Raw genomic sequence first — 26,611 nt, 5'->3', positions numbered from 1 at the left:
GACTGGATGGCGGCGGCGATCGCCCTGTCGCGGCGCGGTCGGCCGGAATCGGCGCCAAACCCCAATGTCGGTTGCCTGATCGTCAAAGACGGCAAGGTTGTTGGACGCGGCTGGACGCAGGCGGGCGGGCGTCCACATGCCGAGGCGGCGGCGCTCGCCGCCGCCGGGGACGCGGCAGGCGGCGCGACCGCCTATATCACGCTCGAACCCTGTGCGCACACGAGCCCGCGCGGCGCGGCGTGCAGCGACCTGCTGATCGCCGCGGGCGTCGCGCGCGCCGTCATCGCCGCGCAGGACCCCGACATGCGCACCGACGGCAAGGGCATCGCGAAGTTGCAGGCGGCGGGGATCGATGTGTTGTTCAATGTCCTGCCCACCGAAGCGCGCGCCGCAATGGCGCCGTGGTGGACGCGGCAACGCGAAGGCCGGCCGTTCGTCACGCTCAAGCTCGCGACCTCGCTCGACGGCTGCATCGCGCGCGCCGACGGGGCGAGCCGCTGGATCACCGGCGAACGCGCGCGTGCGCACGGCCATCTCGAACGCGCGCAGCATCAGGCGATCCTCGTCGGGCGCGGAACGCTCGCCGCCGACGCGCCGAAACTCGACGTGCGCCTGCCGGGGCTGGGGGATCGCAGCCCAAAGAAACTACTTCTCACTCGCGGCAGCGCACCCAAAGGCTGGGTCGCCGTGGCGTCGCCCGAAGCCGTGGGCGATGTCGATTCGCTACTCGTCGAGGGCGGCGCCGGCGCCGCCTCCGCCTTCCTCGCCGCCGATCGCGTCGACCGGCTGCTGCTCTATCGCGCGCCGATTCTGATCGGCGGCGGCAGGTCCGCGCTCGGCGATATCGGCCTCACCGATCTGTCCGCCGCGCACGGGCGCTGGCGGCTTACCGACAGCCGCCGGCTTGGCAGCGACCGGCTCGACGTCTACGAACGCATCAGGATCATTTGAGGGCTTTATGTTCACCGGCATCATCACCGACATCGGTACCATCCGCAGCCGCGAGGATCGTGGTGACGCGCGGCTCGTCATCGGCACCGCCTATGACACCGGCACCGTCGACCTTGGCGCCTCGATCGCCTGTTCGGGCGCGTGCCTGACGGTCGTCGACAAGGGCTCCGACGCCGCCGGCCACTGGTTCGCGATCGACGCGAGCGCCGAGACGATCGCGCGCACCGCGCCGGGGATGTGGGAGGCGGGGCGCCGCCTCAACCTCGAACGCGCGCTCAAGATCGGCGACGAACTCGGCGGGCATATCGTCACCGGCCATGTCGACGACATCGGCCGCATCGTGTCGGTCGAACCCGTCGGCGACAGTGTGACCGTCACCGTCGCCGCGCCGGCGTCGCTCGCGCCGCATATTGCGCCCAAGGGGTCGATCACCGTCGATGGCGTCTCGCTGACGGTCAACGAAGTAACCGACCAACCGGACGGCGAGGCGCATTTCACGCTCAACATCATTCCGCACACGCAGGAGATGACGACGCTGGACGAAGCCGCGGCGGGGCGTCCGGTCAATCTGGAGATCGATATCCTTGCGCGTTACCTCGCACGGATGAAGGCGCGCGGCGCCTAGGCGCTACTGACCTTCGACCCAGTTCGCCGCGAGCTCGGGATCGGCGGCGAGCATCGAGCGGCGCATCGCGAGCCGCCCGATCCGCAGCAGTTCGGCCTTGCGGCGTGCGGGCGCGAGGTTGCAGTTTGCGGCTTCGCGCACCACCGCCGCGCCATAGCGGTCGGCGATAATCAGTCCCGAGCTTTCGGGACGATAGTCGGGGGTTTCGAGGATCGCCGGGTCGAGCCCGGAGGCGAGCGCCCAATAGAATCGGTCGCACCAGTCGCAATAGTCGGGCCATTTGCCGTCGCCGTGCAGGTCGGCGCGGCTGACCTTGATCTCGACGATGGTGATATTTCCCTTGGCGTCGATCGCGGTGAGGTCGGTGCGCCGCCCGTTGGGCAGCGTGACCTCGGGAATCGCGACCAGTCCCTGCTGCGCGAACAGCCGGCACACGCCGCGCGCGACATCGGCGGCGGTCAGCAGGTCGCGCATCGCTCAGCTGGTCCTCAGAAAGGGACGTCATCGTCCAGATCGTCGTCGAACGGCGGGCGTCCGCCGCCCGAGCTGCCGCCACCCTGGTTCCAGCCGCCGCCCGAGCCGCCGCCGCCGGAGGAGCCGCCGCCCTGATCCCAGCCGCCGCCGCTCGACGAACCGCCCCCCCAGTCGCCGCCGCCGCGCGATCCGCCGCCGCCGGGCGCGCCGTCGAGCATGGTCAGCGTGCCGCCCATGCCCGCGATCACGATCTCGGTCGTGTAGCGGTCGTTGCCGTCGCGGTCCTGCCATTTGCGGGTACGCAGCGAACCTTCGATATAAACTTTCGAGCCCTTTTTGAGGTAACGTTCGACGACGCCGACCAGCCCTTCGCCGTTGATCACGACATTATGCCATTCGGTGCGCTCCTTGCGCTCGCCGGTCATCCGGTCCTTCCACTGTTCGCTGGTCGCGATGCGGATGTTGGCGATCTTGCCGCCATTCTGGAACGATTTGATTTCGGGATCGGCGCCGAGATTGCCGATGAGAATTACCTTGTTGACGCTGCCAGCCATCGCCGCTCCGCTCCGCTCAAAAGTTGGGAGGATCAGCCTAGGCCAAAGGCGACGGCTGTCCAGTAAGTCACACCAGCAGCGGCATAGGCGAGCAGGAACAAATAGCCAACCATGAACATCGGCCATTTCCATCCATTGGTCTCGCGCTTGGTGATCGCGATCGTCGAAATGCACTGCGGCGCGAAGACGAACCAGGCGAGGAAGGCAAGCGCGGTCGCGAGGCTCCACTTGCCCTGCAATCGTTCGCCCAGCGTCTCGGCCATTGCATCTTCGTCGCCATCAGCGTCGATCGCGTTCGCGGTCGCCATCGCCGACACCGCGACCTCGCGCGCTGCCATCGCAGGGATCAGCGCGAGCGCGATATCATGGTTGAAACCGATCGGCTTGACGACCACTTCGAGGCCGCTCGCGATGCGGCCGGCGACGCTATATTCGACCTGGCTTTCGCCTTCGGGCGCCTGCGGAAAGGTCAGCAGCAGCCACAGCACGACCGTGGTCATCGCGATGATCGTGCCCGCGCGGCGCAGGAAGATCCATGCGCGCTGCCACAGGCCGAGCGCGATGTCGCGAAGTTGCGGCATCTGGTAGCGCGGCATTTCCATCATGAAACCCGCGCCCGCGCCCTTGGCGACCGTGCGGCGGAGCGCAAAGGCGACGACGAGCGCGCCGACGATGCCCGCGAGATAGAGGCCGAAGAGCACCAGACCCTGAAGCCCGATGCCGGTGCCGCCGACGCCGCGGTTGGGGATGAAGGCGGCGATGATCAGCGCATAGACCGGAAGCCGCGCCGAGCAGGTCATCAGCGGCGCGATCAATATCGTCGTCAGCCGGTCCTTTTCGTCGGGAATCGCGCGCGTGGCCATGATGCCGGGGACGGCGCAGGCGAAGCTGGAGAGCAGCGGGATGAAGCCGCGCCCCGACAGGCCGACCTTGCCCATCAGCCCGTCCATCAGGAAGGCGGCGCGCGTCATGTAGCCCGACGCCTCGAGGAGAAGGATGAAGAGGAAGAGGATCAGGATCTGCGGCAGGAAGACGACGACCGCGCCGACGCCCGCGAGCAGGCCTTCGACGACGAGGTCGCGCAGGAAATTCTGTGGAATGTTGTCGACGACCCACGCCTGCATCGTCCCGACAAGGCTTTCGAGCGCATCGGCGGGCGGTCCGGCCCAGGCGTAGACCGCCTGGAACATCACGAACATCAGCGCGAGCAGAATGACCATGCCGAGGACGGGATGCAGCACGATATTGTCGACGCGTTGCGTCCAGCGGCGCACCGGCGTTTCGCTGACGATCGCGGCGCGCGCGATCGAGCGGGCGCGCTGATGCAGTGCGGCGTCGTTGGCCGGCGCAGCGGCCGCCTCGCGCGGCTGGTGCGACCGGATCGCGCCGTCGACCGCGGCAAGCAGCTCGGCCAGCCCGCGCTTGCGTACCGCAACGGTCGATACGACGGGCACGCCGAGTTCGCGCGACAGCCGTTCGGCGTCGAGCGTCAGCCCGTCGCGCTCGGCAAGGTCGACCATGTTGAGCGCGACAACGGTCGGCAGGCCGAGCGCGAGCAGTTCGAGTGCGAAGCAGAGATGATTGTCGAGGTTCGCCGCGTCGAGCACGACGATCAACGCGTCGGGGCGCGTCTCGCCTTCCTGCTTGCCGAGGATGACGTCGCGCGTCACCGCCTCGTCGAGGCTTGCGGGCGTCAGGCTGTAGGTGCCGGGCAGGTCGATCAGCGACAGCGGGCGGCCGTCGGCGAAGCTGGCGTGCCCCGCTTTCCGCTCGACGGTGACACCGGGATAATTGGCGATCTTCTGCCGCGCGCCGGTCAGCGCGTTGAACAGGCTCGACTTGCCCGCATTGGGGTTGCCGACGAGCGCGATCGAGGGGATGGCGGCGGTCATGCCGCGGGCTCGACGGTGATCGCGGCGGCCTGCCGCGCGCGGATGATCACTTTCATGCGGCCGACCGTGAGTGCGAGCGGGTCGCGCGAAAAGATGCTGCCACGGTGGTGCGGCGTGACCTCGCACCCTTCGATCAGGCCGAATTCGCGCAGCCGCCGTCCCTCGTCGTCGGACATCGCGGTCCAGTCGATACGGGCGATCCGCACCATCACGCCCAGAGGCGACTTGTCGAGCAAAGCAGTCATTTGCGAGCGATTATCAATAACACTCGGCGAGCGCCAGCCCTTATCTTGGGCGATCAGCGTCCCGGATAACGCAGGCGTCCGACGAAACGCGCGAGGCTTGGCCGTTCGCCGCTGCGCGCGGCGCGGCGGTGCTTCCAGCTTTCGAAGCGCATCACTTGGTCGATCCGGCGTGCGAGGAAGGCGCGCGTGTCGGCGAAACCCTCGCTCTCGTCGTTCAGGAACACCGCCATCGTCGAGCCGTAGACGGCGCCGAGGATCGCGCGCTTGCTGTAATGATTATAGTCGGTCGCCGTATCGCCCGCGAGGCGCCACATATGGTCCGCAGCGCGCCAACCGAGCTTCGCGGCGTGCGGCGCATTGGTCGGCAATGCGAGCAGCGCGAGCGCGCGGCGGAGCGATTCGCGGTGGGGGGCAAGCAGCTTGATGCGCGTTTCCACGAGCGTCGCGATGCGTTCGCGGATTTTGAGCGCCGCAAGTTTTTCGGCGGGCCAGCGCGCCTCCATCGCCGCGTCGATATCGGCGAACCAGGCATCGACCATATCGCGCCCGCCGCCGGGAAAGGCGAGCCGCGCAACATCGGGATCGACGCCGACGCGTGCCGCAGCGTCCGCTAGCGCGGCATCGCCGAACCCGTCGAAGGCGGCCGACGCGGCGATCAGCGGCGCGAGCGCGGCGCGAATCTCGTCGAGGGTGGGGTCAGCGGGAAGGATCGAAGCCATGACGTTCAGATAGGCGCCGCACGGCGGCTCGGCAACCTTATCAGGACCAGCGCCGCACCGACCAGCATGCCGCCGAAAATATCGACCGTGCTCAACCGTTCATCGAACATCAGCCAGCCGGCGAGCGCGGCAATCGCAGGCTGAACCAACAATGTCAGTCCGAGAACGAGCGGCGGGAAGCGCGGAAGCGACCAGATCATCAGCCCCTGGCCGATGACCTGACTGGTCAGCGCCAGCAGGATGAGGGGGGTCCAGTCGCGCGGCACGATCGCCTCGCCCAGCGTCAGTGCGGTGCCCAGCAGGACAGGGACGCAAACGACCGAGGCGACGCCGAGCGCGGTCCACGGCGCAAGCGTGCCGCGAACGCGCTGCATCAGGATAACGTAACAGGTGTAGAGCAGGCCCGCGAGCAGGCTCAAAAGATCGCCGAGCAGATAGTCGGGTGACAATTCATAGCTTTGCCCCATGAGCAGCGCCGATCCGGCAAAGGCAAGCAGCACGGCAAGCGCCTGCCAGCCGCGCGGCAGGGTGCGCGTCATGAAGACGCCCCACAGGACGAGCAACAGGCTGGCGCAATTGCCGAACAGGGTGGCGTTGGCGACCTTGGTATGAAGGATGCCGATGTGCCAGGCTGAGAGGTCGAGCGCGAAAAAAATGCCCGCGACCGCGGCGACGAGCACCGCCGGGCGCGGCGGCGTGCGTCGGTCGCTTTCGCGCCAAGCAAACAGCAGGATCAACGGAAGCGCGATCGTCATGCGCCAGAAAGCGGAGGCGGTCGGACCCGTATCGGCGAGGCGGACGAGCATCGCGCCGAGCGACAGCGCGACATTGCCACCGATCAGCGCGGCGAACGCCCAGCGACCGGCCCCCGTGCCGACGCCCGCGTCAATCCTGTCCATCTTCGCTGTCATTTAGATTTTCTTTTGCTACGTACCATTGTGCCGGCACCGCTGCATCCATAGCTTCGCGGGCCATAGCGGCGACCGATGGGGTCGCCCATGAAAAAGTGAAACGTGGAGGAAACATGGCCGTATCACTGTTCGATCCGATCAAATTAGGCGCGATCGACGCGCCGAACCGCATCATCATGGCGCCGCTGACGCGCGGGCGTGCCGGGCCGGGCTTTGTGCCGAACGAGCTTGCGCGCGACTATTACCGCCAGCGCGCCTCGGCCGGGCTGATAATTTCCGAAGCCACAGGCATTTCGCAGGAAGGCCTTGGCTGGCCGAACGCACCGGGGCTGTGGACCGATGCGCAGGTTGAAGGCTGGAAGCCCGTCACCGACGCCGTGCACGAAGCCGGCGGGCGCATCGTCGCCCAGCTCTGGCACATGGGCCGGCTGGTCCATTCGGTGTTCAACGACGGCAAGCAGCCGGTGTCGGCGTCGGCGACGAAGGGCACCGGCCGCGCGCATACGCCGGTCGGGCGGCTCGACCTCGAAGAGGCGCGCCCGCTGCGCCTTGACGAAATCCCGCGGGTGATCAGCGATTATGTCAAAGCGGCCGAAAATGCGAAAAAGGCCGGGTTCGACGGGGTGCAACTGCACGGCGCGAACGGCTATCTGATCGACCAGTTCCTGCGCGACGGATCGAACCTGCGCGACGATGATTATGGCGGTCCGGTCGAGAACCGCATCCGCCTGCTGCGCGAGGTGACCGAGGCGCTGATCGGCGTGTGGGGCAAGGACCGCGTCGCGGTGCGCCTGTCGCCCAATGGCGAGACGCAGGGCGTCGACGACAGCGCGCCCGAGAAATTGTTCCCCGCCGCCGCCGCGGCGCTCGATGCGCTCGGCATTGCCTTTCTCGAGCTGCGCGAACCCGGTCCCGACGGCACCTTCGGCAAGACTGACGTGCCGAAGCAGTCGCCGGCGATCCGGCAGGCGTTCAAGGGCCCGTTGATCCTCAACAGCGACTATGACGTCGCGCTCGCCGAGGCGGCGCTGGCAGGCGGCGCGGCCGATGCGATCGCGTTCGGACGGCCCTTCATCGGCAACCCAGACCTTGTCGAACGGATTCGCAGTGGCGCCGAATGGGCCGCCGACAATCCGCAGACCTGGTATTCACCGGGGCCCGTGGGCTACACCGATTATCCGGCGCTGGTGAACGCCTGACGCAGACGAGCGCCGCTCCCGGTTGTGCGGGGGCGGCGTCTAGCCCTTCTGGGCGAGCGCCTTGTCGATCAGGCCGGCGCCGATCGGGCCGAGGATATTGCCCCCGAAGCGGAACAGCAGGAATGCCGCGGCAAACAGCAGGACCGGGGCGACGAACAGCGCCACGATCGCGGCGATCAGCGCGACGAAAACCAGCGTCATGAAACCGCCGGTCAGTTCGCGCTGGCCCTGCGGCCCCAGTTCGATCGTGCGCGGGCCCTTCGCATCCCACCATTTGCTCGTGACGATCGTCTTGAGGGCGCCCGTGGTCGCGGTCGGCTGCGGGCGCGCCCTGATGCGCGCCGGTTGCGATTGCTGCGCGGCGCCCTTCGGCTTCTGGCTCCAGGGCTGCTTGCGGGTCATTTCGGCCACCGCCGCCGCCATCCGTTCGTTCGGCGGGCGGGACGGCTGGCGTTGCGGCGCCGGCTCGGCGAGCACGGCCGGTGCGGGTTCTGCCGCCGCTGGACGCGCCGCGGGCACGATCCGGTCATTCCCCATCCGCCGGTCATGCTCGGCCATGCGCTCGGCCGCGCTCGGCGGCGTCTGACCGGTGTCGCGGTCGATCACCACCAGCCGCGCGCCGCGCTCGACGACGGAAAAACGGCTGGGGGGTGGGCGGTCAACCAATGCCGAATTGTTCCTTGAGCGCGAGCATCGCGAGCGCGGCCTTCGCCGCTTCGCCGCCCTTATCCTTGCGCGTCTTGTCGGCGCGCGCAAGCGCCTGTTCTTCATTTTCGACGGTGAGGATGCCGTTACCGATCGCAAGCCCGTCGAGCGTCAACGCCATGATGCCGCGCGCGCTTTCGTTCGACACGACCTCGAAATGATAGGTTTCGCCGCGGATCACCACCCCCAGCGCAACATAGGCGTCGTAACGGCCGCTGTCGGCCGCGAGCGAAATCGCCGCGGGGACTTCGAGCGCGCCGGGGACGGTCACCGTGTCATGGCTGTGCCCCTCGGCCTCGAGCGCGCTGCGCACGCCGTCGATCAGCATGTCGTTGAGGTGCGAATAGAAACGAGCTTCGACGATCAGGACATGCGCCATCAGGCTTCTCCGGGAATGGGGCGTTCGCCGACGATCGACAGGCCATAGCCTTCGAGGCCGACGATATTGCTGTGGGTAGGGGTGAGCAGTTCCATCGCATGCACGCCAAGGTCGGCGAGGATCTGGGCGCCGATCCCGTAGGTGCGAAGGTCCATGCCGCCCGACGACGGCGGAATCGCGTCGGCATCGGCCGATCCGGGCAGCGGGCGCATCAGCATCACGATCACGCCGCTGCCCGCCTCGCCGATCGCGTCCATCGAACGTTGCAGGCGACGCTTTTTGGGTCCGGGGCGGCCCATGATATCGTCGAAGATCGATACCGGATGCATCCGGACCAATGTCACGCCGTCGGGGTCGACCGGCCCCTTCTGCAGCACCAGATTGACGCTGCCATCGATCTTGTTGCGATAGGATTTGAGCCGCCAGTCGCCGCCATAATCCGATTCGAACGGCTCGTCCGACACGCATTCGACCAGCCGGTCGGTGCGGTTGCGATAGGCGATGAGGTCCGCGATCGTGCCGATTTTCAGTCCGTGGCGTCGCGCGAAGGGGATCAGATCGTCGAGCCGCGCCATCGTGCCGTCGTCGTTCATGATCTCGCAGATCACACCCGACGGGTTCAGACCGGCGAGGCGCGCGATATCGACCGACGCCTCGGTGTGGCCGGCGCGGACGAGGACGCCCCCGTCGCGCGCGATCAGCGGGAAGATATGGCCGGGGGTGACGATGTCGTCGCGGCCCTTGCCGGCGTCGATAGCCACGGCAACGGTGCGCGCGCGGTCGCCCGCCGAAATACCCGTGGTAACGCCTTCGCGCGCCTCGATCGAGGTGGTGAAGGCGGTTTCGTGCCGCGTGCCGTTGTTACGGCTCATCAGTTCGAGCCCGAGCGTATCGACGCGCGCCTTGGTCAGCGTCAGGCAGACCAGCCCGCGGCCGTGCGTTGCCATGAAATTGATCGCGTCAGGGGTCGCCATCTGCGCGGGAATGACGAGGTCGCCTTCATTTTCGCGGTCTTCGTCGTCGACGAGGATGAACATGCGCCCGTTGCGCGCCTCGGCGATGATCTCTTCCGGCGTCGCCATCGGCGAGATGTCGCTGCCGGTCGCGAGCCAATTTTCGAGCTTGCGCAGCGTTTCGGCAGTGGGGTTCCAGCCGGGCGATTCGAGGTCGCGCAGGCTGTTGGCATGCAGCCCCGCGGCACGGGCAAGGCCCGAGCGCGACATGGAGCCGTCGTCGACGATGGCGCGGATGCGCTCAATGAGCTGTGTAGACATGAGTCGCATGTCTCACATCATAATGTGATAGTCAATCCAGATATCACATTGAGCTGATCAATTGGGTCCGATCCGCGGCCCCAGGTCACGGGTCGGCGCGTCGGGCTTGGTGTCGAGGATGGCCGTAATCTGTCCGGTCCGGTCGTCGCGCTTGGCATAGTCGCGCGCCGACATGCCGGCGACATGGTCGGTCTTGTCGGGATCGGCGCGGTTGCGCACCAGCAATCGCACCATCGCGGCGTTCTTGGCCTGCACCGCCAGGATCAACGCGGTTTCGCCGCGCCGGTTGGTCTGATCGACCGGCGCCTTGCGCTCGATCATTTCCTGCGCGCCGTCGGTGAAGTTGAGCAGCGCCGCGTGCATCAGCGGCGTCATGCCCTGCCGGTCGCCGATCGAGGGGTCGGCATCCTTGCCCAGGAGAAAGCGCAGCCAGGTGATGTCGCGCCGCTTGGTCACGATGGCGAGGGCGGTTTCGCCGTTGTCGGGATGGCGTGTGTTGACGAAGGAGGGGTCGTCCTTCAGCGCTTCGGTCGCCTTGGTCCCGTCGCGGTTGTCGACCGCCTGAAGGAAGGCGTAGCCGCCGCGGAATTGCGCGGCGGCCGGGCCATGAAGCATTCCTGCGACCGCCATGGCGGCGAGAAAGAGGGAGGCGAGGCGAAACTCCGCGCGTCGAAACATGATAGGGCGACCCCTGAGGCGATTTGTCCATCGCGCAGGCGACGACAAGAGTTGATTTTCGGCGGCTAGCCGACCAAGGCTGGCTGCATGATGAATATCGCAGATATCGGACAAAAGCTCGTCCGCGCAAGCCTGATCCTGCTTTTTGGTGCGGCGCTCGCGGCGTGCAACGCCCCGGGCGATGCGCCTTCGGCAAAGCCGCCGCTCGACGGCGCGCGCATCGGCGGACCCTTCACCCTGACCGACCAGAATGGCAAGACGGTGCGCGATACGGATTTTGCCGGCCGCTATCGCCTTGTCTATTTCGGCTACAGCTTTTGCCCCGATATCTGCCCGGTCGACCTGCAAAAGCTGATGCGCGGCCTGTCGATGTTCGAAAAGGCGGACAGCGTGCGGGGGACGAAGGTGCAGCCGCTGTTCGTCACCATCGACCCCGAACGCGATACCCCCGCGGCGCTGGGGCCCTTTGTCGCGCGCTACCATCCGCGGCTGCTTGGCCTCACCGGGACGCCCGAACAGATCGCCAGTGTCGCAAAGGCCTATGTCGTCACCTATAACAAGGTGCCGGGTTCGGCCCCCGACCGTTACCTGATGGCGCACAGCCAGCTCGCTTTCCTGATGGACCCCGACGGCAAGCCGGTCGCGCTGCTGCCGCTCGACGATCCTTCGTCCGACGTGGACGAGGGCGCGCCCGACAAGGTCGCGGCCGAGCTGGCGAAGTGGGTGAAATGATGGCAGCGGGGGCGATATCGGAGCGCCCCTTCTGGGAAGCGCCGCTTGCCAGCCTCGACGCCGGGCAATGGGAAGCCTTGTGCGACGGCTGCGGCAAATGCTGCCTCCACAAGCTGGAGGACGAGGACACGGGTCGCATCTATCCGACCAATGTCGCGTGCCGCCTGCTCGACCTTTCGACCGCGCGCTGTGGTGATTACAAACATCGCCGCCGCCATGTTCCCGATTGCCTGACGCTGACCAGGGCGAAGGTCGACGACCTCGAATGGTTGCCCCAGACCTGCGCCTATCGCTTGCGCGCCGAGGGCGCGCCGCTTCCGGGCTGGCATTATCTGGTCTGCGGCGATCGTGATGCCGTGCACCGCGCAGGCGAATCGATCGTCGGCTGGGCGGTCGGCGAGGAAGTCGCCGGGCCGCTGGAAAATCATCTTGTCGAACGTATCGTTTGATCCGGCGGCGGACGGGCCGCACATATGGGTGGCGGGCGATGCTTGGCCGGTTCGCGTCGTGCGGCATGCACAGTCGCGCCGCTATCGGCTTGTCTTCGACGGCGCACGTGGCGAACTGCGGCTGACGGTGCCGCGGCGCGCCAGCGAGCGCGCGGCGCTCAAATGGGCGGGCGAACAGCAGGCCTGGCTCGTCGAACAGGTCGGCAAGGCGGTGTTGCCCGTGGCCGTCGGACCTGGTGCGTCGATCCCGTTCCGCGGCGTTGCGCGCCACATCGAATGGTCGGCAAGCGCACCGCGCGCGATCCGCCTCGATGCAGGCATGTTGCATGTCGGTGGCCCCGCCGAGACGGTGGGCCGGCGCATCGAACGCTGGCTGAAGTCCGAGGCGCTCGACCTGATGGCGCGCGAAAGCCGCGAAATCGCGGCGGCGGCGGGCCTGTTGGTCGGTCGCGTCGGCGTTGGCGACCCGCGCAGCCGCTGGGGCAGCTGTACGCATGACGGCGACCTGCGCTATAGCTGGCGGCTCGTGATGGCGCCCGACCATGTCCGCCGCGCGACGGTCGCGCACGAGGTCGCGCATCTTCGGCACATGGACCATAGCGCGGCGTTTCACGCGCTGGTCGATCGGCTGCACGACGGCGACGTCGCAGCGGCGCGCGGCTGGCTGCGGCGCGAAGGCCGCGGGCTTCACCGCTATCGTTTTACGGCCTAGTTCGAATCGCCGGACTGATTACGCGCCGGGGGTGTCTTGGCGGGCGGCGGCACGATCTTGGGCAGGGCGGGCGCCTTGGGCGCGGCGCCGTTCTTCGGTGCGCTGACGCTGTCGGCCGGGGGGCGGCGTCCTGTCTGCTCCTCGATCCACTGCTGGTTCAAGATCGGGCCCTCGTCGGCGGGCGGCGGCACATCGCCGTCGTCCGGCACCGGCGGGGCGGCGGGCAGCTCGATCGGCATGCCATTCTCGTCGACGAAACCCTCTTCGCCCGGCTCGCCCAGATAGGCCTCGCCCTCGTCCTCGAGTTGCCATTCGGGCAGCACGACCTCGGTGTCGAACTGTTCGACCGGACGCCGTGCGACCGCGACGCGCATATAATCGGCAAAGGCCCTCGCCGGCGCGCGGCCGCCCTGAAGTCCGCCAACGGCCTTCGCATCGTCGCGGCCCATCCACACGCCGGTGGTGATGCCGCTCGAAAAGCCGAGGAACCAGCCGTCCTTGTTGCTCGACGTCGTGCCGGTCTTGCCCGCGACGGGGCGGCCGATCTGCGCCGCCCTGCCGGTCCCAGTATTGACCGCGGTCTGGAGCAGGTCGGTGATCCCGGCGGCGACCCAGCTGTCGACCAGGACCTGTCCGCGTTCGGCGGGGCGCTGATACAGCAGGCGGCCGTCGGCCGTCGTCACCTTGGTGATTCCGTAGGGCTGCACCGAAACACCCTTGCGTGACACGGCGGCAAAGGCGGCGGTCATGTCGATCACGCGCACTTCGGCGCTGCCGAGCACCATCGACGGATGCGTGTTGATCGGGGTGGTGATGCCGAAGCGGCGCGCCATATTGGCGACCGAGGAAAAGCCGACTTCGTCGCCGAGCTTTGCCGCCACCGTGTTGACCGAATAGGCAAAGGCGCTGCGCAGATCCATTGTTCCTGCAAAGCGTCCCGACGAATTGCGCGGGCTCCAGCCGTTGATCGTCACGGGTTCGTCGACCACCGGATCGTCGACCTTATACCCCGCCTCCAGCGCCGCCATATACACGAACAGCTTCCACGCCGACCCCGGCTGGCGCAGCGCCTGCGTCGCGCGGTTGTAGTTGGAGGCAACATAGTCGGTGCCGCCCACCATCGCGCGCACGGCGCCGTCGCGGTCGAGCGAGACGAGCGCGCCCTGCACCCCGCGCGGGGTATTGGCCTGGATCGCCGCGGTGGCGGCGCGCTGCATGCCGAGGTCGATGGTGGTATAGACGTCGAGCGCCTCGCTGCCCTCGTCGATCAGCATGTCGAGTTGCGGCAGCGCCCAGTCGCTGAAATAGCGCGCGCTGTTCTGCCCTGTTTCCTTGGCGAGTTGGACGTTGGCGGGCTCGGCGGCATCGGCCTGTGCCTGCGTGATGACGCCGGCATCGACCATGACGCTCAGCACCACACCGGCGCGGCCCAATGCGGCCTGTGCGTCGGCGGTCGGCGAATAGCGCGACGGTGCCTTGACCAATCCGGCCACCACCGCCGCTTCGGACAGCGACATTTCGGTCGCGCTATGCCCGAAAAAGCTGTTCGATGCGGCGTCGATTCCATAGCTGCCGCCGCCGAAATAGACCTTGTTCAGATAGAGTTCGAGGATTTCGTCCTTCGAGAATTTCCATTCGAGCGCAAGCGACAGGATCATTTCGCGCATCTTGCGCGCCCAGGTATAGCTGTTCGACAGGAAGATGTTGCGCGCGAGTTGCTGCGTGATCGTCGATGCGCCCTGCATGCGCCGCCCGGTGCCGTAATTTTGCGCCGCGAACACCGCAGCGCGCGCCATACCTACGGGATCGACGCCGGGGTGATAGCGAAAGCGCCGGTCCTCGACCGCGACCATCGCATCCTGCATCACCTGCGGCGTTTCGCGCAGCGTCAGCCAGCGGCCGTAATTGGGGCCGAGCGACAGGAAGACGGTGCCGTCGGCGGCGCGGACGCGGATCGTCTGACCCGCTGGCGATTTCTTGAGTTCCTCGAAACTCGGCATGCGCTGCACCGCGATGCCGACCGCCACGCCGAGCGCGACGAAGGCGACGACCGCGAGGCCGAGGCCCCAGCGGAAAATGCGGCGCAGCCAGACGCGCCAGCGCGGCGGCTCGCCGCCGGGCGTGGCGCTGCGCTTGCTGGACGATGACGATTTGTTCGACGAAGCCTGCTGTCTTTCGCGGCGCAAAGCCCGTATTCCTTCCCTCGCGTCGCCCCTGATGCGTCAGTAGCGGAGGCCGTGTCAGCCTTCGCCGGTTGACGCCTCATCCGGCGAGCGGTCCGCGAAGTCAAGCGCCGCGCTGTTGATGCAATAGCGCAGACCCTCGGGTCCGGGACCATCGGGAAAGACGTGGCCGAGATGGCCTTCGCATTTGGCGCAGCGCACTTCGGTGCGGATCATGCCGTGGCTCATGTCGTGGTGTTCGGTCACCGCATGAGCGCCGGCAGGCGCGGTATAGCTCGGCCAGCCCGATCCGCTGTCATATTTGGTGCGGCTGTCGAACAGGGGCTCGCCGCAGCCGGCGCAGCGATAGACGCCGTCGCCCTTGTGATCGGTATATTTGCCGGTGAAGGCGCGCTCGGTGCCGCCTTCGCGCAGCACGTGATGCGTCATCGGGTCGAGCTTTTTGCGGGTGACGGGATCGGTCATGATAGATCTCCTTCGGGGGCGTGCCGCCGGGCGGGCGCCAGTCATTGTCCATAATATCGGTCGGTGGGGGCGCTGCCGCAAGGGGCGGAGCGGAATCAGCCGCCGCGGATGCGCGTCGTTCGCGACACTATTCGCGCCAACGACGGAAAAAGTGACGCTGCCGCCGTCATCGGCCCGGCGGCGCGCGGATTTTCACCCAGTCGCCAGACGAGGTTCGCGAGCGCGAAGGGGCGCGTCATGCGCGCCGCGAGCCTGCGCTGAAAGCCCGGTGACGCCGAGCCGCCGCCGTCGCGCCAAGCCGCCACGGCAGCGTTGGCGCTCGCGACGGCGAGCCCCATGCCTTCGCCGGCAAGGCTCGGGATGACTCCCGCCTGGTCGCCCAGCCGGAACAGGCCGGGCGCCGTCTCGGCCGTCCGCCAGCCATAGGGAACGTGGCCGATCGCATCGACGCCGCGCGATCCGCCGGCGTGAGCAAGTCGGTCGCCCAGATGCGGCAGGGTGTCGCCCAGCGCGCGGAGCAGCGCAGCCGGATCGCCGCCGACTTCGTCGAGCCGCGATTTATGGACCGCTAGGCATAAATTGCCGCTGCCGCCCTCCTGTTGCACGAGCCCCGCATAGCCCCGGTCGAAGAGGTGCAGTTCGACTGCGTCGCCGACGAGCCGGTCGAGCGCCGGGTGGGGCGGCAAGCGTAGCCGCAGGCCCATCACCGGGTCGGTCCGCTGCCATTTTCCGGGTTCGCGTGGAAAGCCCCGAAAGCCATGCTTGCCTGCGGCGAGAAATATCGCGGGTGCCCGCAATATCGCCCCGTCGCGCGTCTGCACCGCGCCATTTTCGAGCGCGGTTGCGTGGACGCCGCGTTCGAGGCCCGCCCCGGCGGCTATCGCCGCTGCCTGCAGCGCGCCGTCGAGCGTTCGTCGCGACACGCCCATAGCCTCGCCGGGCAGCGGCGTTTCGCATTGCCGCAGTCCCGCGAACAGCCGTACGCGCCGGACCGTCTGCCCGCTGAGCAGCGCGCGGTCGATCCCCAGCGCATCGAGCCGCGACAGCGTCTGCCAGCTCAGGAAACCGCCGCACAGCGCGTCGCCCGTTTCGCGCGCGCGTTCGAGCAGGAGTGGGCTTGCACCGGCGCGGGCCAGCCCGATCGCCGCCGCCGACCCGGCCGGCCCGGCGCCGACGACGATCGCGTCGCTCACCGGATCCGCTCGACGCAAAGCCGGTAGGGGAAACTGCGAAAGATACGGCAGCCGGGCGCCGCTTCGGGTAGCGCTTCGGCCAGCATCGCCCGCCATTCGGAATGGCGGAAGCTGCGTCCGACCGACAATTGCCCGTCGCGCCGCACAATCGGGTCCACCCACGCCAATGTCGCGAGCAGCGGATAACTGGCAAAGGGCAGGCGTTGGCGGTGCAGGTCGTTCACCAGCCAGCCGCGCGCCGCCTCGCGCTCCATGAAGAGGAGGAACTCGCTACGCTGCGCGGGCGTCATATGATGCGTGACGAGGCTGGACAGGATGATGTCCCACCCTTGTCCCGCGAGCGCGCGATAATCGCCGGTGATCAGCCGCGCCCGCCCGCCAAGCCGCACCGCCGCCACCGCCTCGCTCTTGCGATTGAGATCGACGCCGACCAGATCGAGCGCGATCCCTCGCTTATCGCCCCAGCGCGCGATCCGCGCGAGCATGTCGCCGGCGCCGAACCCGACGTCGAGGATGCGCCAAGGCCGTTCGCCAACGCCGCGCTTGCGCACCCGGTCGAGGAAACCGAGCGTCGGACGCGGCGCCATGGTCAGCGCGTTGATCCGCGACAGGTCGGCAAGCACGCGCGCGTAATCTTCAGGCGACAGGTCGGCGGCGTCCATCTCCTCTTCGCGCGCGATCGGGATACGAAGGCTGGCGAAGGGATTCATGCCCGGAACCGGATCGCCTCGGCGGCGAGCCCGGGGCCAAAGGCGATCGCGATCCCGTCGCCGCGCGCGCCGCGTGCCATCATCTCGGCGAGCACAAACAGGATCGTCGCTGACGACATATTGCCGAACCGCGCGAGCACCGACCGGCTGTCGACAAGCGCGTGCGGTTCGGCGCCCAGCGCATGTTCGACCGCATCGAGCACCGACCGGCCTCCGGCATGGACCGCGAGCAGCGGCGGCGCGCCGCTGTCGCCGAACAGCTCGCGCTGGACGTCCGGATTAGCGAGCGCCTCGCGCAGCCGCCCCGGCACCTCGCCCGACAGCGTCATTTCGAAACCCTTGTCGCCGATGTCCCAGCGGATCAACTCGGCGCTGTCTTCGAGCGCGAGGCTCCGTCCCTCGCCGAGTTCGGGGCCGTGCGGCGCGGCCGATACGATCCCCGCCGCCGCGCCGTCGCTGAACTGAAGCATCGCGAGCAGGGGTTCGGGCGCGTCGGCGAGGCTGAGGTGCAGCGTCGACAACTCGACGCTCACCATCAGCACGACCGCGCCGGGTTCTGACCGCACGATATGCCGCGCGCTGCGCAGCGCGGTGACCCCGGCATAGCAGCCCATGAAGCCGATCAGCACGCGCTCGACGGTGGCCGAAAGGCCGAGCCGCCGCGCGATGATCTGGTCGATCCCCGGCGCGACGAACCCGGTACAACTCGCGACGACAAGATGCGTTATGCGCCCCGGATCGAACGCGTCGCCGAGCGCGGTGATCGCCTGCATCGCCAGCCCGGGCGCGTGGCGCGCATAGGCGGCCATGCGCGCCGAGGTCGGCGGCAGGCCGGCGACGTCGTAAAAGCCGCCAGGCGAGACGGGGGAGCCGCCGTCCGCGGTCGGCGGCAGCACCGACCAGCGATGCTCGATTCCCGATCGTGCCGCCATGCGGGTAAAGATCGCGCGCGTCCGCTCGTCGGCGATGCGCGGCGTTGCCCAGTCGATGAAGGCCTGATGGACGTCATGGCCCGGCACCGCAGTGGCGAGAGCGTTCAGTCGGGGGAACGGCGGGGTGTCCATCGCGCACATGTGACCGAAAAGCCGAGCACTGACCAGCGATTAGCGCGCAGGTCGGTTTACGCGGACTTAACCATGACCGGGTTAGCGGAGGAGCGGTGAAACTGCGTCTTGTCCTCGGGGCCATGCTGGCCGTTGCCGGTGCGCCGGTTGCGGCCGCCCAATGCCTGCTCTGCGGGCAGGGCAAGGACGGCGCGATCGCAGCGCGTAGGGCCGAGGTGCCGCTGCGCGTCGAGGTCGAAACCCAGCTCGACCTGGGCCGCGTGGCGGTCGGCGCGATGGGCGGCGAGGTCGAGATCGATCCGATGTCGGGCGCGCGCCGGGTGCGCGGCGATGTCGTCGACCTGGGCGGTTTCGCGCTGACCGGCGTCGTGACCGTGCGGGGCGAGCCGGGCGCGGACGTGCGGGTGATTTTGCCCGCGACGGTCGATCTCGAAGGCGGTTACGGGCGCACCGCGCGCGTAACCGGGCTCGCGACCGACCTGTCGGCGGCGCCGCGGCTCGGCCCCGACGGCCGTCTCGTCTTTCGTTTCGGCGGTCGGCTCCAGGTCGACGGCGCCAGCGACGGCGACTATCGCGGGCGCATTCCCGTGACAGTGGAATATCAATAGGCAAGGACGGGACCAACCCGATCGCCTTCGGCTGGCCCAGCCCAGGCGCCTACCCTATGTGTTCGATTTCGCGACGGGCGCGGTGTTCGACGCAATCACCGGGCAGGGCGCACGGCTGCCGCGTTCGCTCTACGAAGATGTGCGGGCGCTGCTCGGCTAGCCGAACGGCCGGTCGATCGCGGGCGAAGGTTCGGTGAACCAGCGCGGACCGTCCTCGGCCATGTAGAAATGATCCTCCAGCCGGATGCCGAAGCGGTCGGGGATCACGATCATCGGTTCGTTCGAGAAGCACATGCCGGGCGCAAGCGGGGTCGTGTCGCCGCGCACCAGATAGGCGGGCTCGTGGATCGACAGGCCGATGCCGTGCCCGGTGCGGTGCGGCAGGCCGGGCAGGCGGTAATCGGGACCGAGCCCCGCCGCTTCGAGCACCGCGCGCGCTGCGGCATCGACCGCTTCGCACGACAAGCCGGGGCGCGCAGCGTCGAATGCGGCGGCCTGCGCCTCCTGTTCGAGCGTCCACATGCGCCGCTGTTCGGCGTCGGCCTCGCCGAAAACATAGGTGCGCGTGATGTCCGAGTTATAGCCTTCGATGACACAGCCGACGTCGATCAGCACCACATCACCCTCCTGCAAGATCGCGTCGCCGGGAAGCCCGTGCGGGAAGGCGGTCGCGCGGCCGAACTGGACGATGCAGAAGCTGTTCCCGCCGGACGCCCCGATTTTGCGGTGCGCTTCATCGAGGAAACGCGTGACCTCGCTCGCGCGGATGCCGGGGACCAGGATGCGCGCCGCGCGGCGATGTACTTCGAGTGTCATCGATTTCGCCTGCTGGAGCAGCGCGAGCTCGGCGGCGGATTTATACATCCGGCAACCGTGGACGACCGGGCCGCCGTCGATCAGGTCGAGCGACGGCCCGGCGCGGCGGATGCGATCGACGAACAGGAACGCCATCGCGGGATCGATCGCGAGCCGCGTCGCGCCCAATTCACGTAGCGCACCGACGACGAGCGTCGACGGGCTCTCATCCTCTTCCCACAGGCGCAATTCGACCGTGATCTTCAGATCGGCCTCGAGCGTGCCGAGCTCGAAAGCCGGCGCAATGACGATCGGTTTGCCGCGCGCGGGGAGCAGCATCGCGACGAGACGTTCGCTCGCCCCCCATGGGATGCCGGCAAAATAGCGCAGGCTCGCGCCTGCCCCGATCAGCAGCGCGTCGACGCCGTTCGCGTGCATCAGCCGCCGCGCCTTTTCGATACGCGCCTCGCGCTCGTCGGCGGTGATCGGCGCCGCGCGGTCGGCCCAAGGGGCGATGGTGGCAAGTTCCTGTGCGGCGGTCGATCCGCCGATTCCGCTGGTCATGTCAGGCTCCGAAACGGTTGAGGTCAAAGGGGGCAAGGTCGAAAGGCGGGGCATCGCCCGCGACGATCGCGGCGACGGCGTCGCCCGTCGTCGCGGCAAGCGTCAAGCCGAGATGCTGATGCCCGAAGGCATAGAAGAGGTTCGCCGCCCGGTCGCTCCGCCCGATCGCGGGCAGATAGTCGGGCAGCGTCGGCCGCGCGCCCATCCATTCGGCGCCGGGCAAGCCGAAGGACAGGCCGAGCGCGGCGACATGACGGCGCAGCCGTGCCCATTTGCGCGGATCGGCGGGGCTCGCGCCGCGGCCGAATTCGACGAAGCTTGCCGCCCGCAGCCCAGAACGGAAGCGCGTGACGATCATCGACCGGTCCTCGAACACCACCGGCGGCATGTCGCGCGGCCAGTCGGTTTCGGCCGACTGGATATGATAACCCCGCTCGGCGATGATCGGCACCCGGTGCCCGACCGGCCCGAGCAGCGCGCCCGATGCGGCGCCGCCCGCGACGATCATCGCGTCGGCCGCGTGGCGTGTCCGGTCGGCGGCGACGGCGATGGCGCGGCCGTCCTCGACCACCAGCCGGTCGATCCGCGCCTCGATTCGTATGCCCCCGGCGGCGTCGAAGCCCGCGCGCAGCGCAGCGCCGAGCGCATCGAGGTCGGCGATCTGCCCCGACCCCGCGATGTGCACCGCGCCGGCAACCGGCGCCGAGGTCAGCGTCGCGAGTCGTTCGAGTTCGTCCGCAGTCGCGTCGCGCATCGACGCGCGGCCGATATCCGCGGCGGACCAGTGCGCCCGCCCCTTTGCGGCGCTCGCCGCGCTTTCCCACATAATATAATGGCCGTCCTCGATCAGCAGGTCGGGCGCACCGATGTCGCCGAGCAGCCGGCGCCAGGCACCCATCGCATCGCCCATCGCGTCGGACAGTGCCGCGCAGCCGCACGCGAATCGCACCGGACGCGTCGCGGCGACCAGTCGCAGCGCGAAGGGCAGCCACGCCGCGATATCGCGCAGCGGCAGCGACAGCGCGCCGCCGCGCCAGAACAGGCGCCGCGGCATCGACCGGATCGTTGCGCGCGAGGCGAGCGGTTCGATCTGCTCGATGGCGATATGGCCCGCATTGCCCCATGACGCCCTCGGAACCAGCAGGGGCGAATCGATCAACAGGGTAGCAATGGCCCGCTTTTGCAGCGCGATGGCAGTGGCAAGGCCGACTACGCCACCGCCGATGACGACGGCCGTGTGCGGGTCGGGGACGCGCGATGGAAAATCATTTGGCATCATTTATCATATATCGTATACGATCTGAGGCTTCAACGGAGGTATGAATGAGCGTGATAAGGACCCTGTGGGAAGGCGTATATCCCGCAGCTACCACTCAATTCGGCGAAGATCTGTCGGTAGATTACACTGCGACCCAGCGCGTGCAGAGCGCGCTCGTCGACGACGGCGTGACCGGGCTCATCATCCTCGGCACCTGCGGCGAGAATAACTCGCTCGAACCCGATGAGAAGCGCAAGGTGCTGACGGGCGCCGTCGAGGCGATCGCAGGTCGCGTGCCGATCGTCGCCGGGATATCCGAATTGACCACCGCGCGTGCAGTCCAATATGCGAAGGACGCCGAAAAACTGGGCGCCGACGCGCTTATGCTGCTCCCCGCGATGGTCTATGTGCCGACGCCCGAAGAACTGCAGGCGCATTTCCGCGCGGTAGCCGAAGCGACGGCGTTGCCGATCATGCTCTACAACAATCCCCCTGCCTATCGCGTCGATGTCGATTTCGCGACGCTCGAAGCGCTGCGCGACGTGCCCAATATCGTCGCGGTCAAGGAAAGCGCGCCTGATCCGCGCCGCTTCACCGACGTCTTCAACCGCTTCGGCGACCGCTACACGATGATGGCTGGGCTCGATGATGTCGCGCTCGAGGGCCTGTTCCTCGGCGCCAGCGGCTGGGTTTCCGGGCTGACGAGCGCCTTCCCGACCGAATCGGTCCGCCTGGTCGAGGCGTTCAACGAGGGCAAATATGACGAGGCGCGGGCCATCTATCGCTGGTTCATGCCGCTGCTCCACCTCGACGCCGAACATGATCTCGTCCAGTCGATCAAGCTTGCCGAAGCGATCATGGGACGCGGGTCCGAACGCGTGCGGCTGCCGCGCCTGCCGCTCGCCGGCCAACGCCGCAAGGATGTGATCGCGATGGTCGAAAAATGCGCGGCGACCCAACCGAGCAAGCTGGCGGCCTGACTAGGCGGGGAGTTTCCATGCGCCACACCTTTTTCTGCATCGACGGCCATACGGCCGGCAATCCGGTCCGGCTGGTCGCCGGCGGTGCGCCGCTCCTTCGCGGCGGGTCGATGGGTGAGCGGCGCCAGGATTTCCTCGAGCGGTTCGACTGGATCCGCACGAGCCTCTGTTTCGAACCGCGCGGGCACGACATGATGTCGGGCGGCTTCCTTTATCCGCCGACGCAGGCGGACAGCGACATCGGCATATTATTCATCGAAACCAGCGGCTGCCTGCCGATGTGCGGGCATGGGACGATCGGCCTCGTGACCTTCGGGCTCGAGAACGGGCTGATCGCCCCGCGGACCCCGGGCAAGTTGCGCGTCGAGGTTCCCGCCGGCATCATCGACATCGAATATGGAACCGAGGACGAGCGGGTCGCGTGGGTGCGCCTCCGCAACGTGCCCTCCTACCTTGCTGCCGAAGGTGTGGAAATCGATGTCCCCGGTTTTGGCCGGCTCAAGGTCGATGTCGCCTATGGCGGCAATTATTATGCGATCGTCGAACCGCAGGGCCCCTATATCGGGCTCGACGCGCTCGGCGCGTCGCGGATCGTCGATTTGAGCCGTACCGTCCGCGCGTTGATGCAGGCGGCGTGCGAGCCGGTGCATCCGCTCGACGAGCGTATCCGGGGGGTCAGCCATGTGATGTGGACCGACCGGCCCAAGAGTGAGGGCGCCGACGGCCGCAACGCGGTCTTTTACGGCGAGCGCGCGATCGATCGCAGCCCGTGCGGCACCGGCACCTCGGCCCGGATGGCGCAGCTCGTGGCCAACGGGCAGCTCAAGGTCGGCGACCGTTTTGTCCACGAAAGCTATATCGGCAGCCGCTTCATCGGGCGTGTCGACGAAGCCGCGGCGCTCGGCATCACCCCCGCCATCATTCCGTCGATCGAAGGATCGGCCATCGCGACCGGATTCAACACGATCTGGGTCGATCAAGCAGACAGCTTCTGGAATGGATTTTCGGTGCTATGAGGCATGAATGAGCCTCGTCATCCGAAACCTCTCTGACCAGCTGGTGGACCTCGTCCGCGACCGCATCCTTTCGGGTGCCGTTACCAGCGACCATGCCATCCGCCAAGACGCGCTCGCCGCCGAACTCGGAGTCAGCAAGATCCCGCTGCGCGAAGCGCTGGCGCGCCTCGAAGAAGAGGGGCTGGTCCGTTCGCAGGCGAACCGGGGCTTCTTCGTCCGGCCTTTGAGCGCCGAAGAGGCGAGGGAGGTTTATGAGCTGCGTATCAAGCTGGAGCCTGAGGCAACGGCGCTCGCCGCGCTCCGCGCGACCGAGGCCGACCATGGGCATGCGATCGAAACGCTCAAGACGCTCGACCATGTCACCGACGAACATGGCGACGGGGTCGGGGCGTTCAACCGCGCCTTCCACCGCGCGCTGTTCCGCCCGTGCGGCCAGCCGATCACGGTCAGCATTCTCGAACGGCTGCAGGTATTGTCCGAACGCTATGTGCGCGTTCACCTCGAACCCCTGGGGCGTGACGAACGCGCGAACAAGGAACATCGCCAGCTGCTCGAAGCCTGGCTCGCGCGCGACGCGAGCCGGATCACGACGCTGGTCGACGCGCATATCCGCAAGACGCTGGACGACCTCAGGCAACAGCTTGTCGACGATTGACGGGAGCCGGCTACCGTCGGCTCCGACACAAGGGAGGAGCAGGGGCAGCAGGTATTTTCGGGCCGATAAGGCCCATCGCGGTTTCGCAGCAGGAGGCGGGGCATAGGCTGCGCGCCACGCGCTCAGCTCGCCGCATCTCGTGGCGCTGGGCTTCGGCGCGACCGTCGGCATCGGCGTCTATACGCTGAACGGCGTTGGTGCCGAACGCGCGACTCCGATCCCGACGTCGGGGCAGCACCTATGCCCATACCTATTCGGTGCTCGACGAGGCGCTCGCGCGGATTAACGCAGACCCGAGAATTTCACCCGCTGGACACGGCCGTAGCGGATCTCGCAGTTGAACTTGCCGTTGTCGTAATAGCCGCCGCGACCCCAGCGGCCGCCATAACCGTCGCGAACGACGACGCGGCCCTTGACCCTATATCCGTCGCGCTTGCGGTCGATGCCCGTGACTTCGGTCACGTCGGTGCGGCCGTAGCGACGGCTGCCGCGTTCGACGGCGTTGACGCACTGGCTGACCGCGCTGCGGCTATTGCCATAGCGGTTATAGTTATAGCCATAGCCGTAACGCGCATCGTTATAGCGTCCGCGATAGCGGTCGTCGTAACGGTCGTTATCGCCGCTCGACAGGATCGCGGCGAGGCCACCGATCACGACGGCGCCAGCGATGATTTCGCCCGCGCTGATCCCGTCGCGGTCGTACCGGTCGCGCGCGGCGGCGGGGGCGGCGCTCATCAGCATCGCGGCGGTGGTGGCCGCACCAATTGCGGCCTTGGTCAGCTTGGTCTTTATAGCCATGGTTCGGTCTCCTCAAAAGCGCAGGCGGCGTGTCGCGACCTGTTGAGGATGATTTAGCGGACCGGGGGTGACGCCGTGCTGAACCCCGCGCTTATCTGGGGTTCAGCCTTGGTTTTGCTGGCGTTCATAAAGGAAAAGCCCCCCGCCGCTGGGCGGGGGGCCTTGCCTTCGATCCGGCCGGGTCAGCCGAAACTGACGTCGACGACGCGCCCGTTCCGATAGCTGCAGCCAAAGCTCCGCACCTCGCCGCCGAGGCGCGAGGCGGTGCCGGTGACGTACCAGCCGCCGGCGGAGGCTTCGGTGCCGGCAATGCTGTCGACGCGGGCATCCTCGCCCATTTCGCCCTCGACCGCCCAGCTGCATGCGTCGGCCGCACGCGCTTCCGCCTCGCCGCGGCCATAGCGGCCGGTCGCGCCGTCGTCGTCGGGTTCGTATCGTGGCACATCCTGCCGCTCGTCACCACGGTATGGCGGGTCGTAGCGATAATCGGGCGCCCGCTCGCGCCGGTCCTTGCTGGCGGCGCTGGCGATCGCGGCGATGGTGCCGATGATGAGCAGGCCGCCCAGCACGTCGCCGGCGCTGATGCGGTCGTGATGGCGATAACCCCATCCGCCGTGGCGCCCGCGCGCTTCGGCGGGGGTGGCTGCGAACCCGACCGACGTCAGGACGATCGCTGCGGCGGTGGTGGCGCTGGTCAGCTTACGCATCGAGGACAACTCCCCTTCGGCGGGGCCCGGACGGTCCGGCCCCGATATGCCCAGTCTAAGCCGGTCATGCTTTCGCGCCGCTGAACCGTTGCGGATGCGCGGCAAGGCGGGTCCCGGAACGGGCAAGGCCCGCCGTCCTTTCGGACGACGGGCCTTCGACCGGATACAGGTGACCAGACCTATACGGGTATCAGCACACGCAGCGCGGCTTGGGCTTTGGTTTCGGTTTCCACTTTTTCTTCGCGACATGGCGTTTGCGCACCGGCACGGTCTCATAATAGGTGCGGGTCGAGGTCTCGACGGTTTCGGTCACGACCGGCGCGCCGTTCGTGATGATCGTCGTGACAACGACGCCCGGCGTGTAATAGCCGTAGCCATAACCATAGCCGCCGTGGTGATAGGTCGTCGAATAGCCGCCGGGATAATGACCGCCTTGATAATAGCCGCCGCGATATTGCTCGCGACTGGCCAGCCATTCTTCGCACCTCTTCTTGTCGGACGCGTCGCCGATCGCGCCGCCGGCGATCGCGCCGACCCCCGCGCCGATCAACGTGCCTTCGGTCCGGTTGCCACGCCCGGCGATGCGGTTGCCGGCGATGCCCCCTACGAGCCCGCCGACAACCGCGCCGCCCACCGTGTCCCCCCGGCCACAGCGGCGTTCCATGTCTTCGTGATAGCGGGGGTCGTACGCCCCGTAATAGGGATCGTAGGGCGGCGGCGGATACGCTGCGCCATGGCCTTCGACCGTGCCTTCGTATCGGCCGTCGTAGCGGCGGCCATCGGGCGCTTCATATGTGCCGTCCCAGGTGCCGGTCCAGCGGCCCTCGGCGTCGTAGGTTCCGCGGACCGTGCGATAATCGACTTCGCTCGGCACGCGGTCGGGATAGCCGGTGTAGACGCGAACGTCGGGATCGGCCGGCACGCCATAGTCGAGCGCGGGCGCTTCGGCGCGGGCGTGCCCCGCCAGCAACAACGACCCTGCGGCCACACCCAGCAACATGATGGTACGCATGCTAAACTCCCTGTTCCCCGGCCTGAACCGGTTGGTTAACAGCTTGTTAGCAAAATCGGCGCGGTTGGGCGAATCCGTTAACCCTGACAAATCTGTCCCGATTT

General features: G+C 67.7%; 30 protein-coding genes. 10 read left to right on the top strand and 20 right to left on the bottom strand.

Annotation, left to right across the window (positions count from 1 at the left end):
• Positions 1-6: 6 nt before the first annotated feature.
• Together ribD and ATE71_RS06455 are read left to right on the top strand one after the other, a co-directional pair.
• Positions 7-951: a bifunctional diaminohydroxyphosphoribosylaminopyrimidine deaminase/5-amino-6-(5-phosphoribosylamino)uracil reductase RibD gene (gene ribD / locus ATE71_RS06460; RefSeq protein WP_058802692.1), complete on the top strand. Its 945-nt coding sequence runs from the start codon at positions 7-9 to the stop codon at positions 949-951.
• Positions 952-958: 7 nt separating this feature from the next.
• Positions 959-1,576, top strand: coding sequence for a riboflavin synthase (locus ATE71_RS06455; protein ID WP_058802613.1), 618 nt, complete (start codon positions 959-961; stop codon positions 1,574-1,576).
• Positions 1,577-1,579: 3 nt separating this feature from the next.
• On the opposite strand, the gene ATE71_RS06450 is transcribed toward ATE71_RS06455, so the two are convergent.
• The 6 genes from ATE71_RS06450 to ATE71_RS06425 are packed head-to-tail and all read right to left on the bottom strand — an operon-like array spanning position 1,580 to position 6,371.
• Positions 1,580-2,050 carry an MmcB family DNA repair protein gene (locus ATE71_RS06450; RefSeq protein WP_058802612.1) on the bottom strand — a complete coding sequence of 157 codons (471 nt, stop codon included), beginning with the start codon at positions 2,048-2,050 and terminating at the stop codon, positions 1,580-1,582.
• Positions 2,051-2,064: 14 nt separating this feature from the next.
• Positions 2,065-2,604: a single-stranded DNA-binding protein gene (gene ssb, locus ATE71_RS06445; protein WP_058802611.1), complete on the bottom strand. Its 540-nt coding sequence runs from the start codon at positions 2,602-2,604 to the stop codon at positions 2,065-2,067.
• Positions 2,605-2,636: 32 nt separating this feature from the next.
• A complete protein-coding gene (feoB, locus tag ATE71_RS06440; protein ID WP_058802610.1) occupies positions 2,637-4,496 on the bottom strand; it encodes a ferrous iron transporter B in 1,860 nt (619 codons plus the stop codon).
• Positions 4,493-4,741, bottom strand: a complete 249-nt coding sequence (locus ATE71_RS06435; RefSeq protein ID WP_058802609.1) for a FeoA family protein — start codon at positions 4,739-4,741, stop codon at positions 4,493-4,495. Before ATE71_RS06435 ends, feoB begins: the two co-directional genes overlap by 4 nt.
• 53 nt (positions 4,742-4,794) lie before the next feature.
• Positions 4,795-5,460, bottom strand: a complete 666-nt coding sequence (locus tag ATE71_RS06430; protein ID WP_058802608.1) for a COQ9 family protein — start codon at positions 5,458-5,460, stop codon at positions 4,795-4,797.
• Between the two features lie 5 nt (positions 5,461-5,465).
• Positions 5,466-6,371 (bottom strand): DMT family transporter, encoded by a 906-nt coding sequence (locus tag ATE71_RS06425; RefSeq protein WP_235587931.1) that lies wholly within the window; start codon positions 6,369-6,371, stop codon positions 5,466-5,468.
• Positions 6,372-6,484: 113 nt separating this feature from the next.
• On the opposite strand from ATE71_RS06425, the gene ATE71_RS06420 reads away from it, so the two are divergent.
• Positions 6,485-7,570: an alkene reductase gene (locus tag ATE71_RS06420; protein ID WP_058802606.1), complete on the top strand. Its 1,086-nt coding sequence runs from the start codon at positions 6,485-6,487 to the stop codon at positions 7,568-7,570.
• A gap of 39 nt (positions 7,571-7,609) precedes the next feature.
• Here ATE71_RS06420 and ATE71_RS06415 read toward each other — a convergent pair whose 3' ends face one another.
• From ATE71_RS06415 to ATE71_RS06400, 4 genes are read right to left on the bottom strand one after another with little or no spacing between them, the layout of a single operon-like run.
• Positions 7,610-8,236 (bottom strand): hypothetical protein, encoded by a 627-nt coding sequence (locus ATE71_RS06415; protein ID WP_058802605.1) that lies wholly within the window; start codon positions 8,234-8,236, stop codon positions 7,610-7,612.
• Positions 8,229-8,654, bottom strand: a complete 426-nt coding sequence (ribH, locus tag ATE71_RS06410; RefSeq protein ID WP_058802604.1) for a 6,7-dimethyl-8-ribityllumazine synthase — start codon at positions 8,652-8,654, stop codon at positions 8,229-8,231. The genes ATE71_RS06415 and ribH overlap by 8 nt, the downstream gene beginning before the upstream one ends.
• Positions 8,654-9,928 carry a 3,4-dihydroxy-2-butanone-4-phosphate synthase gene (gene ribB, locus ATE71_RS06405; RefSeq protein WP_058802691.1) on the bottom strand — a complete coding sequence of 425 codons (1,275 nt, stop codon included), beginning with the start codon at positions 9,926-9,928 and terminating at the stop codon, positions 8,654-8,656. The genes ribH and ribB overlap by 1 nt, the downstream gene beginning before the upstream one ends.
• 57 nt (positions 9,929-9,985) lie before the next feature.
• A complete protein-coding gene (locus tag ATE71_RS06400; protein ID WP_058802603.1) occupies positions 9,986-10,606 on the bottom strand; it encodes an ankyrin repeat domain-containing protein in 621 nt (206 codons plus the stop codon).
• Between the two features lie 87 nt (positions 10,607-10,693).
• Here ATE71_RS06400 and ATE71_RS06395 point away from each other — a divergent pair, with 87 nt between their 5' ends.
• The 3 genes from ATE71_RS06395 to ATE71_RS06385 are packed head-to-tail and all read left to right on the top strand — an operon-like array spanning position 10,694 to position 12,499.
• The gene (locus tag ATE71_RS06395; RefSeq protein ID WP_082665113.1) at positions 10,694-11,338 is read left to right on the top strand and encodes an SCO family protein; all 645 of its coding nucleotides are present in this window, start codon (positions 10,694-10,696) and stop codon (positions 11,336-11,338) included.
• A complete protein-coding gene (locus ATE71_RS06390) occupies positions 11,335-11,787 on the top strand; it encodes a YcgN family cysteine cluster protein (protein WP_058802602.1) in 453 nt (150 codons plus the stop codon). Before ATE71_RS06395 ends, ATE71_RS06390 begins: the two co-directional genes overlap by 4 nt.
• Entirely contained in the window at positions 11,768-12,499 is a 732-nt protein-coding gene (locus ATE71_RS06385; RefSeq protein WP_235587930.1) for a M48 family metallopeptidase, read from the top strand. The genes ATE71_RS06390 and ATE71_RS06385 overlap by 20 nt, the downstream gene beginning before the upstream one ends.
• Here the strand turns inward: ATE71_RS06385 and ATE71_RS06380 are convergent.
• From ATE71_RS06380 to ATE71_RS06360, 5 genes are all read right to left on the bottom strand, one after another.
• Positions 12,496-14,685, bottom strand: coding sequence for a transglycosylase domain-containing protein (locus ATE71_RS06380; RefSeq protein ID WP_058802601.1), 2,190 nt, complete (start codon positions 14,683-14,685; stop codon positions 12,496-12,498). The genes ATE71_RS06385 and ATE71_RS06380 overlap by 4 nt on opposite strands.
• A 54-nt stretch (positions 14,686-14,739) precedes the next feature.
• Complete coding sequence (gene msrB / locus ATE71_RS06375) at positions 14,740-15,147, bottom strand: peptide-methionine (R)-S-oxide reductase MsrB (protein ID WP_058802600.1); 408 nt, start codon at positions 15,145-15,147, stop codon at positions 14,740-14,742.
• Between the two features lie 95 nt (positions 15,148-15,242).
• Entirely contained in the window at positions 15,243-16,340 is a 1,098-nt protein-coding gene (locus tag ATE71_RS06370) for an NAD(P)/FAD-dependent oxidoreductase (protein WP_201022927.1), read from the bottom strand.
• Positions 16,337-17,050, bottom strand: coding sequence for a methyltransferase domain-containing protein (locus ATE71_RS06365; RefSeq protein ID WP_058802598.1), 714 nt, complete (start codon positions 17,048-17,050; stop codon positions 16,337-16,339). Before ATE71_RS06365 ends, ATE71_RS06370 begins: the two co-directional genes overlap by 4 nt.
• On the bottom strand, positions 17,047-18,114 hold the full coding sequence (locus tag ATE71_RS06360; protein WP_058802597.1) for a type III polyketide synthase: 1,068 nt from the start codon (positions 18,112-18,114) through the stop codon (positions 17,047-17,049). The genes ATE71_RS06365 and ATE71_RS06360 overlap by 4 nt, the downstream gene beginning before the upstream one ends.
• Positions 18,115-18,209: 95 nt before the next feature.
• Here ATE71_RS06360 and ATE71_RS06355 point away from each other — a divergent pair, with 95 nt between their 5' ends.
• On the top strand, positions 18,210-18,722 hold the full coding sequence (locus ATE71_RS06355; protein ID WP_235587929.1) for a DUF4402 domain-containing protein: 513 nt from the start codon (positions 18,210-18,212) through the stop codon (positions 18,720-18,722).
• 156 nt (positions 18,723-18,878) lie between these two features.
• On the opposite strand, the gene ATE71_RS06350 is transcribed toward ATE71_RS06355, so the two are convergent.
• Both ATE71_RS06350 and ATE71_RS06345 read right to left on the bottom strand, forming a co-directional pair.
• Complete coding sequence (locus ATE71_RS06350) at positions 18,879-20,081, bottom strand: M24 family metallopeptidase (protein WP_058802596.1); 1,203 nt, start codon at positions 20,079-20,081, stop codon at positions 18,879-18,881.
• Between the two features lies 1 nt (position 20,082).
• On the bottom strand, positions 20,083-21,360 hold the full coding sequence (locus ATE71_RS06345; protein WP_235587928.1) for an NAD(P)/FAD-dependent oxidoreductase: 1,278 nt from the start codon (positions 21,358-21,360) through the stop codon (positions 20,083-20,085).
• Between the two features lie 44 nt (positions 21,361-21,404).
• Between ATE71_RS06345 and ATE71_RS06340 the strand changes: the two genes are divergently transcribed.
• The 3 genes from ATE71_RS06340 to ATE71_RS06330 are packed head-to-tail and all read left to right on the top strand — an operon-like array spanning position 21,405 to position 23,990.
• A complete protein-coding gene (locus ATE71_RS06340; protein ID WP_058802595.1) occupies positions 21,405-22,319 on the top strand; it encodes a dihydrodipicolinate synthase family protein in 915 nt (304 codons plus the stop codon).
• A gap of 17 nt (positions 22,320-22,336) precedes the next feature.
• Positions 22,337-23,335 (top strand): 4-hydroxyproline epimerase, encoded by a 999-nt coding sequence (locus ATE71_RS06335; RefSeq protein WP_058802594.1) that lies wholly within the window; start codon positions 22,337-22,339, stop codon positions 23,333-23,335.
• A gap of 7 nt (positions 23,336-23,342) precedes the next feature.
• Positions 23,343-23,990 (top strand): GntR family transcriptional regulator, encoded by a 648-nt coding sequence (locus ATE71_RS06330; protein ID WP_058802593.1) that lies wholly within the window; start codon positions 23,343-23,345, stop codon positions 23,988-23,990.
• Between the two features lie 282 nt (positions 23,991-24,272).
• Here ATE71_RS06330 and ATE71_RS06325 read toward each other — a convergent pair whose 3' ends face one another.
• The 3 genes from ATE71_RS06325 to ATE71_RS06315 form a co-directional block, all read right to left on the bottom strand.
• Positions 24,273-24,788: a hypothetical protein gene (locus ATE71_RS06325; RefSeq protein WP_058802592.1), complete on the bottom strand. Its 516-nt coding sequence runs from the start codon at positions 24,786-24,788 to the stop codon at positions 24,273-24,275.
• 182 nt (positions 24,789-24,970) lie between these two features.
• Positions 24,971-25,495 carry a hypothetical protein gene (locus ATE71_RS06320; protein WP_058802591.1) on the bottom strand — a complete coding sequence of 175 codons (525 nt, stop codon included), beginning with the start codon at positions 25,493-25,495 and terminating at the stop codon, positions 24,971-24,973.
• 190 nt (positions 25,496-25,685) lie between these two features.
• Complete coding sequence (locus tag ATE71_RS06315) at positions 25,686-26,507, bottom strand: glycine zipper 2TM domain-containing protein (protein WP_058802590.1); 822 nt, start codon at positions 26,505-26,507, stop codon at positions 25,686-25,688.
• Positions 26,508-26,611 lie beyond the last annotated feature (104 nt).

It is taken from the genome of Sphingopyxis sp. H115 (assembly GCF_001468465.1).
Taxonomy (GTDB): domain Bacteria; phylum Pseudomonadota; class Alphaproteobacteria; order Sphingomonadales; family Sphingomonadaceae; genus Sphingopyxis.
This window is presented reverse-complemented; position numbering and strand designations above follow the sequence as displayed.

Bases quoted from the DNA above. Each gene is read 5' to 3' on its own strand.
- ATE71_RS06315 (WP_058802590.1), bottom strand. From the start codon at position 26,507: ATGCGTACCATCATGTTGCTGGGTGTGGCCGCAGGGTCGTTGTTGCTG.
- ATE71_RS06335 (WP_058802594.1), top strand. From the start codon at position 22,337: ATGCGCCACACCTTTTTCTGCATCGACGGCCATACGGCCGGCAATCCG.
- ATE71_RS06395 (WP_082665113.1), top strand. From the start codon at position 10,694: ATGATGAATATCGCAGATATCGGACAAAAGCTCGTCCGCGCAAGCCTG.
- ATE71_RS06325 (WP_058802592.1), bottom strand. From the start codon at position 24,788: ATGGCTATAAAGACCAAGCTGACCAAGGCCGCAATTGGTGCGGCCACC.
- ATE71_RS06435 (WP_058802609.1), bottom strand. From the start codon at position 4,741: ATGACTGCTTTGCTCGACAAGTCGCCTCTGGGCGTGATGGTGCGGATC.
- ATE71_RS06340 (WP_058802595.1), top strand. From the start codon at position 21,405: ATGAGCGTGATAAGGACCCTGTGGGAAGGCGTATATCCCGCAGCTACC.
- ATE71_RS06455 (WP_058802613.1), top strand. From the start codon at position 959: ATGTTCACCGGCATCATCACCGACATCGGTACCATCCGCAGCCGCGAG.
- ATE71_RS06330 (WP_058802593.1), top strand. From the start codon at position 23,343: ATGAGCCTCGTCATCCGAAACCTCTCTGACCAGCTGGTGGACCTCGTC.
- ribD (WP_058802692.1), top strand. From the start codon at position 7: ATGGCGGCGGCGATCGCCCTGTCGCGGCGCGGTCGGCCGGAATCGGCG.
- ATE71_RS06365 (WP_058802598.1), bottom strand. From the start codon at position 17,050: ATGAATCCCTTCGCCAGCCTTCGTATCCCGATCGCGCGCGAAGAGGAG.
- ribB (WP_058802691.1), bottom strand. From the start codon at position 9,928: ATGTCTACACAGCTCATTGAGCGCATCCGCGCCATCGTCGACGACGGC.
- ATE71_RS06350 (WP_058802596.1), bottom strand. From the start codon at position 20,081: ATGACCAGCGGAATCGGCGGATCGACCGCCGCACAGGAACTTGCCACC.
- ATE71_RS06320 (WP_058802591.1), bottom strand. From the start codon at position 25,495: ATGCGTAAGCTGACCAGCGCCACCACCGCCGCAGCGATCGTCCTGACG.
- ATE71_RS06345 (WP_235587928.1), bottom strand. From the start codon at position 21,360: ATGATGCCAAATGATTTTCCATCGCGCGTCCCCGACCCGCACACGGCC.
- ATE71_RS06450 (WP_058802612.1), bottom strand. From the start codon at position 2,050: ATGCGCGACCTGCTGACCGCCGCCGATGTCGCGCGCGGCGTGTGCCGG.
- ATE71_RS06430 (WP_058802608.1), bottom strand. From the start codon at position 5,460: ATGGCTTCGATCCTTCCCGCTGACCCCACCCTCGACGAGATTCGCGCC.
- msrB (WP_058802600.1), bottom strand. From the start codon at position 15,147: ATGACCGATCCCGTCACCCGCAAAAAGCTCGACCCGATGACGCATCAC.
- ssb (WP_058802611.1), bottom strand. From the start codon at position 2,604: ATGGCTGGCAGCGTCAACAAGGTAATTCTCATCGGCAATCTCGGCGCC.
- ATE71_RS06360 (WP_058802597.1), bottom strand. From the start codon at position 18,114: ATGGACACCCCGCCGTTCCCCCGACTGAACGCTCTCGCCACTGCGGTG.
- ATE71_RS06420 (WP_058802606.1), top strand. From the start codon at position 6,485: ATGGCCGTATCACTGTTCGATCCGATCAAATTAGGCGCGATCGACGCG.
- ATE71_RS06425 (WP_235587931.1), bottom strand. From the start codon at position 6,371: ATGACAGCGAAGATGGACAGGATTGACGCGGGCGTCGGCACGGGGGCC.
- feoB (WP_058802610.1), bottom strand. From the start codon at position 4,496: ATGACCGCCGCCATCCCCTCGATCGCGCTCGTCGGCAACCCCAATGCG.
- ATE71_RS06390 (WP_058802602.1), top strand. From the start codon at position 11,335: ATGATGGCAGCGGGGGCGATATCGGAGCGCCCCTTCTGGGAAGCGCCG.
- ATE71_RS06400 (WP_058802603.1), bottom strand. From the start codon at position 10,606: ATGTTTCGACGCGCGGAGTTTCGCCTCGCCTCCCTCTTTCTCGCCGCC.
- ribH (WP_058802604.1), bottom strand. From the start codon at position 8,654: ATGGCGCATGTCCTGATCGTCGAAGCTCGTTTCTATTCGCACCTCAAC.